This is a genomic window from Paenibacillus donghaensis (assembly GCF_002192415.1).
GTDB lineage: Bacteria > Bacillota > Bacilli > Paenibacillales > Paenibacillaceae > Paenibacillus_AQ > Paenibacillus_AQ donghaensis.
In genome coordinates, this window is the sequence record NZ_CP021780.1 from 6152993 (window position 1) to 6167879 (window position 14887).

The window sequence follows — 14887 nt, forward strand, 5'->3', positions numbered from 1 at the left end:
GCTTCCCGCTCTCCCTGCCGGTTACAGGAAAAGCCGATCCATACCCGGATCGGCCTTCATGTTGCCTAAAATCTTAACTAGTTAACTTATAAACGATTTTCGATAACGTCATGACCAGCTTGTAGTAATTTTTGAAATCCGAAATATACTGACCTGCCGCTTTCTCGAACATCTTAAGGACAATCTTTGCGCCGATATAATCCCGATAGACATCCCATACAGCGCCCACAGAATCGAGTACGTTAAATCCGGATACAATCAGCACTTTCAGCGCATCCTCCGGCTCGATGACTTCCGTCACCTTCAGCTGATTCGTAACAGCCGAAATGCTGATATTCGCGTTCCGCATTGCGGACACTGTGATGATCATGGCAATTTCGTTGTTGTCCAGCAGTTTGCGTTCCACGTAATCCAGACTGTCATAGAATTGCTGTCTTTCGCGGGTCGAAATCGCTTTAATAATTCGATAGGTCTCCTTCAAAACACCGCCGTTTGCCATCTGGAGCGCATCCACCAGATCGACGAGAGAGATCAGACCTGAATCCAGCATGCCTTGGGCTACATCTTGAAGTGTCCAGCCGCCGATTCCTACAAGGGTTCCCAGAACCCATACCGGTCGGTTACGCGTCTCAATCAGGGCGCCAGCAACGTCGCTGACTTTCGTGAATCCCCCATCATATAGCGCTTTGGCAACGGCATAGTAGCTCAGACTTCCTTTGTACCGGTTCAGCAGTTTTGCGATATCGGTCGCGGACAGGCCTAACTGCTGCTTCAGAACAGCAATCGTGTTATCGGACTGTACATTCCTGTATTTGATGTACTCGCTTGGCGTATAGCCATTGCTGATCAGCCATTGAAGCTGCTCATCCGATGACCGGTCATTCAGGAAGACCATTGCATCCGGTGCCGAAAGTCCAAGCTTTCTCAAAATCCCGGCAATCGCATCGCCGCCTTCACCTACCGCACTCAGTCCTCCCATGATCGCAATACCGTCGTAGCCTTGTTCACGCATAGCGAGGGCAATGTCTGCGGCCTGCGCATCCGGCAAGCCTGCTTTGACAATCTTAATCACTTTGTACGGGAGCAGGTTCCACTTTCGCAAATATTGGACGATGGCTGCAGGCGTATTGACACCAAGCTGAACCAACTCTGCTCCCTGCTCTTCTTCGGTGCCTGCATTTTGACGCGTATCATTATAGTAGTTGTACCGCATCTTCAGAATACTCGCGTTGTCGTAACCAAGCTCCCGCAGCGTACCTACCAGATAACTGGAGGGTGCCAGTTCCAGCAAACCCCGAACGTCCAGCTCGGCAGCCACGTCGTTTGCATTCGCACCTTGATCCTTCATGCGCTTCAGATAGGCAAAGAGTGGATCGTCTCCGAACACTTCGGCGACGGCCGCGCGGACACGTTCCGCCGTCATTACAGTAGATGAAATCGCATCCTGTACGCCCAAGGCATCCAGATTAAAGATGACTTTAAGCGCAAGCACAATGTCCGAATCCGTGAACTTGCCTTTCATATAGCCCGCTACCGTACCCGGTGTTCCAGTGTAAGCTGCCGGAATCGTTTTGGCCAGGTAGCCGATATTCGTACTGCTGTAGTAAACCGTGGTGACAGCAATACCAAGCTCTGGACCTTTGTAGTATGGGGCCAGAAGCGCTGTCGCTTCATCGGCTCCCTTATTGTAAGCATCCTTCAAATATTGGAGGATATCCTGGACCGGAGTGTTTTGCTTGGTTAATAACGAGACGGCGCCTTCGGCGGTTGTAATTCCGTACAGATCAAGGACCTGCTGCAGCGTACCCGATGAGGTCCCCACCGAGAAGTACACCTGATCTACGGTCGATTGAACCGCATCGGCTGAATAGATGCCCAGGCCGGTCAGGATGGCCTTCGTTTCCGCTCCCGTCTTGCCATAACTCTTCTTCAGCATTTCAGCAATATATGCCATCCGGTAGCCGCTCCCACTTAAGGCTAGAGCAGCATTCTCTGCGCTTGTGAAGATGCCTTTTGTCATAAAGATATTCAGCATTGCTGCATCAAACGCTGTGCCGTAAACGGTATTTAGATTGCTTAGAATGGCAGAAGCTTCGAAAGAGCCATTCGCAATTAACAATTCAGCGGTATCCGCTGCTGATTTGCCGCTGTATTCTTTCAACATTTTGATAATGTCATAGAGCGAGTAGCCTGCTGTCCACAGATAAGCGACAGCCGCGTTATCTTCCGTAATCCCGGCTCCTTGCAGTATGTCTTGAGGTGTACCGGGCGCAGATTCTCCATCCGAATCTTCGCCATAGATATGCAGAACAGTCCACTCAATGATGCTGCTGTCCTCGAAATGGAGCGTATTTAGCGCATCTATGGTTGCCTGGGACGAATTGCCGTAATAGTCTTTGGACACTTCGATCACATCCTGCAAGGTGTACCCCATCCAACGAAGGTACGGAGCGGCATCATTGATTTTGGCGATGCCGCTATTTTTCAGCAGGTCATCCAGACTTTCATTCAGCGGTTTCCCGTAGTATTGCGCCACGGCAGCCAATATGTCCGTTGTAGAGAAAGCTTCCGATTGCAGCAGAGCATAGGTGATTTCACCAGCTGCGAGATTATAATACGTTTTGCCCGCAAGCACCAGATCGGACAATGTAAGTCCTGCTGTTTTCAGCTGCGGCACCGCATCGGCGAACACGGTAATGCCAAGCGCGCTCAGCGTATCCAGCGTCGTCTGCGTGAGATTTTGCCCGTATACATAGGACACCGCGTTCTGAATATCCGCTTGGCCATAAGAAGCTTCCGCAATCAATGCGGCGGCTGTCTCTCCGGCTGTCAGCTGGTAATGCTCTTTACCCACCCGTACGATCCCATTCAGATCAAACTTCATGTTTTGCAGGAAAGACACGGCAGACCCGAGTGTGACCAGACCGCTTGCCGTTAATGAATCCACGATGCTATCGCGCGGCGAGGTTCTGTAAATATCCGTGATTCCCGAAACGATATCCGCTTGACGGTACAGATTGGAACTCGTCAGAGCCTGCAAAGCATCTCCGGCGGATAATCCGTATTCCGTTTTGGCCAGCTTGATGCTGCTCGCCAGACTGAAATGAGACTGGTAGACGAAGGAGATGGCACTCTCAAAGGAAGTCGTTCCCTGCTGAGCAAGCAGCGCATGAATCGTCCCCTCTATGGACTGGCCGTATACAGCTGCAATCGTCGTAATCAACACATTTTTATCTGTGAGAATATTCTTCTGCACGAAGAGCAGCGCCGTTTGACCCACCGTTTGGTTAAATGCTTCTTTGGCTGCACCTGCGATTTCTTGGGGCGCAAAGCCAGCATTCCACAAATAATCAATCGCCCCGCCAATGTCGGTGATGCCCTTCTCTTGCAGTGCTTCTGCTACCGTGGAACCCAGCGTCTGTCCGTATACGGAAGCAAGACCCGAGAGGATCAAGCTCTGATTATTAGGGTAAGCGGCGGTTAGCAGCTTTGCTGCTTCTCCAGCCGTAAGCCCATAATAATCTTTCAAAGCGCGGGCAATGTCCGGCAGCTTGTAGCCGCCTTTTTGCAGAAACTCCAGTCCGTCCTCTGGCGAGTCGATCGACGCAGCGGTCAGAAGCTGAGCGATGGTGACCTGCTGCTGGCCATATAACGACTGCAGCAGCCCAATGGTCGCCTGCAGATTGTTGCGTACAGAAGCATGGATAAGCAGCCCCTTCATCACCTCATCCTGACTGAATCCGCCTTGGATCAGGGCAGGACCAGCCTTGCCTGCATCCCAGAAAGAAGGATAACGCGCGGAGAGTGTGTTGATCACGGATGATGCCGTAGCTCCCTGCACCCGGAGCGTCTGAATCCAAAGCGCGATGGGATCGCTGCCGTATGCCCAGGCAAGCGCACGGGCGATAGCTTCCTGGTCTTCACCCGTATGCTGAAGCAGCAGCGGCGTTGCTGCACTTGCATCGAGGCCGTAAGCCTCGCGCAGCACCAGCGCTCTATCCTTAAGTGGATATGGAGCCAACTGATCAATTACTTGGTCCATGGTAAGGCCTTTATTCTTCAAATAGGCCGTGACATCACTTGCCGCAATGCCGTATTTGCTGAAGACAGCAATCCATTCGGTCCACCCTTTGCTGTCGAACTCGGCAGCCACCTCTTCGAAGGAATACCCCGCATTTTTCAGCGCAGACATCAGGTAAGGCATTCCCTTCGCTCTGACCCCCTCCGTCGGATAGAGGTTAATCGTTCCCTCTACGATCATGTCGAGGGTGTACTGGCTGGATACACTCATGGCTACGGTAATATCCGGAAGCGTTGCGCCAGCGAATAACAATTGGGTATCCTTGACAACCGTCCGCACATCGCATGCGCAGCCAAATCTGGCAAAAGCATTCGTCCGCTCCAGCTCCACCCAATCCTGCATCGTTACGCCCATCTGTTTAATCAAGACTTTGGCAATTTCGTATTTATCCCACATTTGCGAATTGCTCAGGACCGTCGCCATCGCGGTGGCGTCTGCCGTTACATTTGGATCTTGAGCAAATACTGTCCGGAGAGCGGCCAGCACCTCGGAAACTTCGTAACGGTTATTGTAATCATTGTAGAAGAGCTGTATTGCATCACTCAGCGTGAACGACGCTCCACCTTGCAAGGTGGCGTCATGAACACTCTGCAGCGATTGAACGGACGTCCTGCCAGCGAGCCTGAACTCTCTGAACAATCCGTCACGGTCGCTGCCATGCTTCAAATTATAATCCGCTAATTGAACCGGATCATATCCCCCATCCAGAAGATACTTAAGGATATGATTGCGCTGCTGCTGAGTAAGTCCCGGATACAGAGCGGCAATCGCTGCCGGGATGTCGGCACCGAACTGTTCCCGCAACAAAGTGGCTTGCGCTGAAACATTAAATCCGCTGCCGGCGAACTGCGCTAATACATCGCTTAACGATGTGCCCGAAGACACCCATAAACTGTTCACCAAGATAGAGATTTCTTTAATATCATAGTTGCTGCTGAGCATCGCGCTAATGATCACTGACGCGCCATCACCCGCCGATTTAACCGCTTCGGCAACTACTCTGGCAGACACTTTGGCATTCAGCAGCGCAATTGCCGCATCAGGCTGCGCATATTCTCTCCGCAGCAGTGAATAGGTGTAAGAAGCGGAGAATCCTGCGCCGAAAAAGGCCTCAATTGCTTCATCCGCGCCTGCAAAGCTATAATATAACGCAATCGCCCCGCTCACATCGCTTGCCGAATATCCAGCTTGAGACAACCATGTGGCACTTGTAACCGCATCAGCCTGATAAAGGTCCTTGATTACTGCGGCCGTATCGCTTGCCGACTGCTTGCCGCCAGCCAGCGCAACCACTGTTGCCGCATTGCTCAGTCCATAGGTGTTCTGAACGGCCCCTGCAATCCCGTTTCTATCGTAGCCCGCAGACCTGAGCAACAGAACTGTATTATCGCTCGTCTCATTGAAGTTGACCTTCAGAATCTTGGCAGCTTCGGATGTGGATACGTTGTAACGCTTCAGATACCCCATTAAATCCTTGCTCTGGAAGCCGAACTTCCGCAGGGCTGGGCCAATGTCACTGGCAGAATAGCCTGCGGAGAACAATTGTCCGACAACCAAGTAGTCGAAGGAAGCGTAGGGAGCTTTAAACGAATTGTAGGCATCATAGATCGATGTTGCATCCGCATCCATCGCATAGAGTATGGGAGCCATCTCGGAACTGATCATGACATACTCTATAAGAATGGCCCGGTAAAGGTTAGCTGATTTAAACCCGCCTTCTCTGAGCAATTGAGCTGTCTCCAGCGCTGACTTGCCGTATTGTTTATGAAGCACCTGCGCCGGATAAGCCGCGTCGTTCTTGTAGGCATAACTTGAGACAAATCCGAGCAGTGTTGCTACATTCGAGGCCGGCAATTCATCAAAAGCGGCCAGATACGTCTGATTCACTGCTTTCACTCTATTTATCCCTGTATAAGCAAGGGATACCGTTGAGGTGGAACTAATAGTCCGGCCGCTGCTGCTCCAGGTCAAAATGATTTGCGCCGGATCGGCACCGAGCGTGGAAACTACTGAGCTTTGCCACTGGGAGTCGATCTTGACGGAAAAGGATGAACTGGAAGCCACGCTGGTCAGCGGCTTATCAAAAGTAAGAATGACCTGCGTGCCGCTTTCGCTGGAGGAGGCATCGATCAATTGCGGCGGCGCGCTTACATTGTTCACCGTCAGATCCGCTCCGAAATCGTAACCTGTTTTGCCTACCCGCAGCTTGAATTCCTTATTGTAGGCCAGGTTCACCGTGACCTTATACGTTTGACCGTAATCAGAAGTCGACACGGTGCCGAGCGTTGCCGGATTGCTGCCGTCAAGCAGGGTGAGGTTCAAATCCGGAACCGGAGAGCTCAGACTTAAGGTAAAGCCGTTCTCATTCACACTTGCGATGCTGGCCGTGACCCGGTACGCCACGTAAACGCTAGCGGCTGTGCCGAAGTCATACCCTTGTTTCTTCAAGCTCAGCGAGTAAGTCTCCCCCTCAGCCAGCAGCGCTTGAATCGTATAAGTTCCGGCATCCGTTCCGGGAACGATGCCAGCTACCGTTACCTTATCGCCTGCTTCCGTTAGAAGCATAACGTCCGAAGTCAGCAAATCTATTCCCGCTTGAGCAAGCCGCAGCTTAATTCCGCTAACGTCCGCACTAGTTACCTGGCTGCCCACCACAATCGGCAGAACCACTTCGAGCGGACCTTCCGTGGGGTGAGCCGGATCTTGAATAAAGATCGTATAGGTTTGACCGGCTGATAGAGGAACACGTACGAAATACATTTTACCCGCATCGGCTGTGTTCGGGTTAGCATCATAGAACGAGGTGCTGTTCAGCGTGATGCTCTGACCACTTGAGTCGGTTAGATGAACCACAGCCAAATTCAGACCTGGAATTGCCTTACTCAGATTCAGGTTAAATCCGTAGGCGTTAATTGCGGTTGCTGACAGTTCCAGCATAGGCAGTACATCCAAATGAACAGATGGACCAAAATCATAACCTTGCGCTGTAACCGCTAACCGGTATGCCGCCCCTTCTGTCAGCTTCGCCGCTGCTTGATAGGTTAATCCGCCGTCAGCAGTCACCAGAGAATCAATCGCTACGGCCTCACCGTTACTGTCCGTCAGCAGGATATGACTAACTTTCAAATTAGGAACAGCGGTTTGCAGCCGCAAGGTAAACCCCTTCTTGGACAGTGCCTCAACCGATTGGGTTACCGGCTTCAGTACCGTAAATGGCAGGCCCGTTCCAAAATCATATCCGTTTTTCACAAGGTTTAGGCTGTAGGTTTCTCCGTATTGCAGTGCCGCTTGCACGGCATATGTCGCACCGCCGTCTGTCGTGGTTGCCGAAGCGGCGGAGACCGAATTGCCTTGAGCATCCACTAATTTAAAGCTTACTGCGCTTAACCCCGGAACGGCTGGCTCCAGCTTCACCGTCAGCTCGGCGCTCTGAATATCTGCATAAGCAATGCCAACCGGAATCGGCACAGCGGCTGCAAGCGGGGAGCCAAAGTCGTAACCCGGAGCCGACAACGCAAGCGTATAGGCCGCCCCAGCCGTAAGATCAGCTGCCAGCGTATAACCCGCTCCCCCGTTCAACTCCGAGACCGAATCGATAGCGACCGCATCGCCAGCGGAGTCGAGAAGCGTAAAGCTGCTCGCTTGCAGTCCACCGACAGCCGAAGTCAGCAGGATCGTTATTCCTTGTGTATTCACGGCTCCAATCTCACTCGTAATGGCACTTGGGAGATCGACTGACAGTTCTTCTCCGAAGTCATATCCCGCGTGATCCAGAGTAATCGTATAATTTTCGCCTCCGATAAAGGAAGCCTTAATGCGATAGGTCCCGCCTTCGTCAGCCGTTACGGCTGACGAAATGGCTATCGGTTGTCCTGAACTGTCTTTCAACGTAAAATCACTGGCGTTCAGCCCGGGAACGGCTGAGTTTAAGCCAATATCCACGTAAGAGGCTCCGGTTCTCAGAATCGCAGAACTTACGATAACAGGCACGTCGAGGACAACCGCCGCCCCGAAGTCATATCCATCTTTGACCGGAAGCACCGTGTACTGCTCCGCCCCATAGAAGTTCGCTTCTACTTTGTAGCTGTAACCACCATCCTCCGTCGTAACATTTGATGCAGGGAAGGTTACAAGAAATCCTCCCTGCTGGATTATGAAGTCGCTTGGACGCAGGTTTGGGATGGCATGGTCAAACCGGAGGGTAAACGCCTGGTTGTTTCCGCTGACCATCCCTTCGAACGTTGTCGTTACAGGCTGAACGGATACCGGTATATCTGATCCGAAATCATAGCCGAGCGTATTGAAGCTTAGCGAATATTGGACGCCCGCGGTGAGCGAAGCGTAAGCCTCATAAGAACGTCCCGCATCCCGGCTAATCAAGGATTCAATGCGGACGGACTGGCCTTGGTCGTCAACCAGGTTTAAGTTCGCCGGACTCAGACTAATCGGCGAGGACAGGCTGAGCCAGAAACTGGTCAAAGACTGCCGGTCGACGGTTGCCGACAAGGCACTCATTTTGAACGGATCAAATGTGCCGAAGGTATATGGCGTCTTGTCGGCTATTTTCACTGTGTACGTTTTGCCGCCGGAGAGCGGTACGAGGACCGTATAATTGCCCCCGCCATTCGTGGCTTGCACAGATTGCACCGTAGCTGTATTACCTGAATCATCGGTAATCGTAATGTCCGATGCGCTCAGACCCGGAACAGCCGGGCTCATCCCGATCTTGAAGCCCTTCTGCGTTTGTGCGTAGATCACGGTGTTCACACGTACTTTAAATCCGATGGTAAGAGGTGCTCCAAATAAGTAGCCAGGATAATTGGCTTGGAGCGTATACGTCTCGGTCGGATCAAACTGCCCTTCAATGTTGTAGAGACTGCCTTGTTCTTGGTAGGTCACCGTAAATGTTACCTTCTTGCCTTTGCTGTCGAACAAAGAGAAATTGTCCTTGGTCAGATCGGGCAAGAGTGGTGAAATATACACCACAATTTTATTGAGTGCTGTACCTAACAAATTAAGGGAAACTGTAGGCGAAATATCAAAAGATACCGGTGAGGCCAGTTTGAATTCATCTCTAACCAAATCGAAGGTGTAACCCTTGCCTGGTAGGGCCGATGTCAAAGTCACCAGATAGCTCAAACCTCGATCCGTAGTTTTCAAAGTGTACCCAGTCGTTGGGATTTGATCTCCGCTCGGATCGTGAAGGATCACTTGCTGCGGAGTCAATCCAGCCACTTTGGAGCTGAACTGAACCTTAAACCCCAAGACCGTCACATTGCTGATCGTTGCCGTGATAATCTTCGAGACCGCGAAGGCAACAGGATCATTCACTTGATACGTGACATCCGGTTTGTACTGCACCGTATACGTTTGACCGCCCACAAATGTGCCTGTAAGGGTATAGTGGGCGCCGGAGTCATCTGTTGCCACCGAAGTCAGCGCAACGCTCTCGCCTGATGCATTTTTAAGGATAAAATTCTTCTTGCCCAGTCCCGGAACCGGCCCATCCAGTTGAACTTTCAAGCTTGACGTTGTCGCCTCTGTAACGGTAAGCGTTGGCGGCAACATGAAGGACACCGGATTCATGGAGAATTCATCCTTGTCAAGCCTGATGTAGTAGGTTGTGCCCGAGTGCAATTTATTGCCCGGCACATACAGCTGGTAGCTGGCTCCGCCATCAACCGACTCGAACAGATTCGGATAATAAACCGTGCCCGCTTCATCTGTTAACGACAAGCCCAAATAGTTCTCGATCTCAGGGAAAGCAGGTGCAAACTTCAACGTCAAATGCCCGTCGTTCGTTACGTCCGCCACACTTCCCGTAATTAACCGGTTTACATGGAACGAGACCGGCGAATCGAAGATCATATAATCCTTCTGCAGCTCTACCGTATAATCCGCGTTATTCGCGAGCGTTACGCGAACATGGTAAGTCCCGCCATGATCATTGGTGGATAAGGCAACACCACTCAGCTTGTTATTCTGCGCGTCTTTGATGGTGATGTTCGCAGGCAGCAGACCGAGTACGGGATTGTCAAAAGAAAGATCAAAACCCGCGTTTGTAATATTGGAAAGGGTCGTTGCACCCGCGTCTGCTGTGGCGGCAACCTGGAAATCGACGCCTGCCTCCGGCAGGTGACCGGTCAATTTCAGATTGTAGCTGCCTCCCGGCAAATGGGCCGACAGATGATACGTTTTTCCTTGATCGTCTGTTACTGCCGATGAAATATCCACTTGGTCGCCCGTATCGTTGTTAAACAGCACAAAGGTTCCCGCATCCAGTCCATCCAGCGCGTAGTCCAGCTTCGCGTCCAGTCCATTGGCCGCGATTGTATCGACCGAAAGGGTCGCAACAACCGGAACCTCAAATGAGAGGACATTCGGATCAACATCCGCATCCAGCGTCAAATTGTAGTAACCCGGCGCAAGCGTTGCCGAGATCTGGTAGCTGGAGCCTTCATCGTCGTTCATCACGATTTTTTGGAGGGGTACCGCCGTACCGTCGATAGACCTTGTCAACTTAAAGCCGTATTGCGTATTGACCTTCACCGGAGGCGCCATTACGAGTGTGAATCCGGTATAGGAAGGATCAATAATGGCGTTCTGGGAGTACACATGGATGGTCTTCGGAGCGCCGAAGTCGTATCCGTCGACCTTGGCCGATACGGAATAGCTTTGGCCGCCCGATCCATCAAAGGTCACCACATATATCCGCTGCCGGCTGTCCCAAGTGACATCGGTAATTTCGACGTCATGGCCTGCCGCGTCTTTGACTGTAAAGTTATCTGTCGTCAAATCCGGCACACTCGGATTCAGTCCGGCCATAAACTGCGTCGGCTTCCGTCCCGCATTCCACAAATTAAGGGTTGCGTTCCCCAGCGTCGTGGGATCTCCGAAACTGTAGCCCGAAGCCGTGATGCCGAGTACGAAAGGACCCCCTGCGTTGATCTGCGTGGTTTGCAGCACGTAGCTACTGCCGCCACCTTGGGACAAAACCGAATCAAAAGCAATGACCTCGCCGCTGCTATTCTTGAGTTGAAACGCTGAAGCGGTTAAACCCGGCACCGCAACGTCAAAATAAATGGTTAGACCGGTGTAACCTCCGGGATATCCGTCATACGTCGTATACTTGCTTATCGCAACCAATGCAGGAACGTCCACGGTTCCTTGAGCGAATCGGCCATCATACATGTCCACACGGTAGGAATAAATACCAGCCGCAGATAAATCCGCTGACACGACCGCAGACTTGCCACCCGCGCTAAGCTGAACGCCGCCTACAGCGACGGATTTACCGCTCGGGTCTTCTAGCGTGATTTCGTCGGAGGAAACGCTCGAGATGGCATTTTGAAAAACAATCTGGAATCCGCCATGTGATATCCACCCCACCGAAGAGGGGACTCCCTCCGGCTGCACGGTCAGCGTGATAGGTTCCGTAAACTCGTACCCTTCCTTATCTAACGAGAGGGTATACGTACCGTTCTTATCCAGCGTCGCCCAGACTTCGTATTCTTTGCCAACGACCACCGCGCTGAGCATGTCGATGCTCACTACCTCGCCTGCTCCGTTCTTTAGAACTAAGTTCAATGAGTCTAAAGCCGGCACGATTGGATCCATGGTCAGGATAAAGCCGTAAGTTCTCACAGTTTTGACCGAAGGGGTTACTTTCACTCCCTCCTCGGCCGGCACTGCCGCCTCTAACGGCGCACCGAAGTTATAACCTGCCTGCTGGAGGTTGAGTCTGTACGTTTCACCTTTGGTCAATCCTGCGGTAATAGTATAAGTGCTGCCCCCATCAGAGGTTGCCGCGTTGTCGATATCGACCGCTTGACCATCCTTGCCACTAAGGGTGAAGTTCTCGGTAGTCAGACCAGGTACCGGCTGATCGAGCGACAAAGTGAATCCACTTGCAGTCACGTCACTCACAGCCGGAGTCACAACCAAGTCACCTGGCACTGCCACTTCGAGTGCCGCTCCAAAGCTATACCCGCTATGTTCAATAATGAGAGTGTACGTGCTGCCTGGGGCAAGAATCGCAGAGATCGCATACGATCCGCCGTCGTCTGTTGATACCGCTCCGTCAATCGGTAGTGTTCTTCCGCCTTTTTCTACCAATGTAAAATTGGAAGGAGTTAATCCTGCTACCGGCGGGTTAAGTGATATTTGGAAACCGGATTCTCCGATTCCGTATACCTCGGCGGTCACAGATATAACGCTCGGGTCCGTGACGGGAACGAACACCGACACTGCGTTACCAAAGTTGTATCCCGCCTTGGTGACGGTCAACGAATACGTAACGCCTTCTTGCAAGGATGCTGCTAAGTGATAAGAAGTCCCATCGCTATTCGGCGTCATTTTGTTAAGTGGAACAGCTTCGCCTGTTGCACTGCGTTTCAGCGTGAAATTCGACGTTTGCAATCCTGTTACCGGTTTGTCGAACGTGACCCCAAAACCTGCGGCACTAATGTTCTGCACCGTCTTGGCTACCACGATGTCATCCGGTGACGTAACCGGCACACTAAACGTTACAGATGTGCCAAAGGTATAACCTGTTTTGGAGAGTGTAACTGAGTAGGTTTCACCCTCGTTTAAGGCAGCCGCTACCCGGTAAGAGCTTCCCTCGTTCAGCGAACCTACAAAGGTGATTCCCACAGCATGATTCGCAGTATCTTGCAGCGAGATATCCGCTGCCGTTAGATTCGCAACGGGGTCGCTGAAGCTAAGCAAGAAGCCGCTTGATGATGGAAGCGTTGTGGTAACTGCAACATTTTGCGGCTGAGGGTCTACTGGGGTGGTACCGCCTCCGCCAGTACCATCTCCGCCAGTGCCATCTCCGCCAGTACCACCTCCACCAGTACCACCTCCGCCGGTTCCGCCGGCAACACCGCCACCTGCGCTGCCCGATGTTGAACCTACGGTGTAATCTCCACGATCCGTAGTCTCCACACTGCCCGGTTTACTTTCGAATACAACATTCGGAGCGTCCACCAGTGCTTTGGCGATTTCCCCCTTACCTTTTACTCTGGCAGTCCCATGTAGTTCCAAGCTGGTCACCTGAACGCCTTCATTCAACGTAATCGTCGAGGAAGTGGCACTCTCGTTAACTACCATGTGGGCGATTGTACCCGAGGCAACGGTTACCTTGACGTTGCTCTTAATCTCAACCGAGTTGAAATCACCGGATAAGGTGACCTCGCCCGTCGAAGAGATCACAACACCTTCGATGCCACCGGACGTTGTCCCGTTTAGGTTTGACTCGATATTTGCATCCGACTGAACGTCGAGCTGTTTAATGATCGTCGTTCCGCCAATCACAACCCGCACGACGCCGTCCGCTCTATCAACGACTACAGCTCCGAGCTGCGAATTATCAATATGTACACTATGTGCCCCGCCGCCGTTAATTGCGGTACTTCCGAGCACCGTAACATGGTCGAGGTAGATGTCTCCATCTCCAACCTTTTGGCCGATGACCAGATTTCCTTTTACAATCACATTACGCAAGGTAGTGCCAGGAGCATTGACGGTAAGATCACCGGCGACCATAAATGAACCTGTAGCAGGTCCGTACGTGCCCCCCGTTTCCAACGTCTTAGCCGGAGGAACGATTCCTCCATCCGCATGGCTTGTTGACTGCTCCCAAATACGGTCCAGCAGCACAACCGCTTCGGCGCGTGTAAGCGACTTAGCAGGACCAACCGTTTGATCCGGAAAACCCTTCATATACCCGGCAACCATCAGAGCGCTAAGCGCGTCCCGTCCATAGCCCGGCACACTGCCCGCATCCTTAAACACATCAAGAGGATTGTCTCCCTCTTTCATCAGTAAAGGCGTAAGCTTGGCGAGCATCACCGCTGCTTCCACGCGTGAAAGCGACTTATTAGGCTGGAAGGTCCCGTCAGGGAAACCTTTTACATACCCAGCTTGTGACGCGGCACTCACCTCAGAGGCGAACCAGGCTTTAGTGGGCACATCCTTAAAGGAAATATCCGCCGTTCCTTTGTATGCAAACAACCGGTTCACTAACGTGACAAATTCAATCCGCGCAATGGCCTGATCCGGGCGAAAACTTCCGTCTTGGAAGCCTTTAATGTATCCGTTCTCCATCCATTCGTTCAATTGCTTCTCCGCCCAATGGCCTGTTGTGTCATTCGCTATAGATGCAACTCCGTCCACAGCAGCAGCGGCCGCTTTGCCCGTCAAGAGAGGCCCGGGCTGAATCATACCCACTATCAGGCTCACGATCAAAAGCCAATTGAGCAAGAGCATTCTCCACTTTCTTGCCAAATGTTTCTCCAATCTAATTCCCCTTTCATCACATCATCCTTGTCCTCACAGATCTATGGCCTTGCCTGGTTTCTGCCGATAGACATTGATCGGTTTGGCATGAGACTTTTTTCATAGACAGATTAATAGCTTTCATATAAGAGTTTATAGGAAACGAATAAAAGAATAATGAAAAAGTTGGATGGGGAACAAGGAAAAACCGCGAAGCAGCAAGGCTTCGCGGTTTTTTAGTTCGAGAAATAATATTTTTGGTGATGAAATATTCTATTATTACAGAGATAAGAGAAGTGAGTAGCTCTTGGGATGGGCAACCGCATGCTTGCAAGAATTCATGTTGGGTGACAAGAAAACGCTGAAACTGCGCTTCAGTTCCTTTGCATGTCATCCCCTTGCTCCTGGGTGTAAAAAGCTAACTGCCCTCCCTTTCCAGCGGGCGTTTTCGAAATTAGAGGGGATTTCCGATGGCGTAAAATAGTTTGTGTAAGGACCGGGGAGCCTCAAGCTTAAGCCATTCGCTGC

General features: G+C 51.7%; 1 protein-coding gene. It reads right to left on the minus strand.

Going from position 1 to position 14887, the window contains the following annotated elements; all coding sequences use genetic code 11:
* Window positions 1-73: 73 nt before the first annotated feature.
* On the minus strand, window positions 74-14344 hold the full coding sequence (locus B9T62_RS27865) for an S-layer homology domain-containing protein (protein WP_169834445.1): 14271 nt from the start codon (window positions 14342-14344) through the stop codon (window positions 74-76).
* Window positions 14345-14887 lie beyond the last annotated feature (543 nt).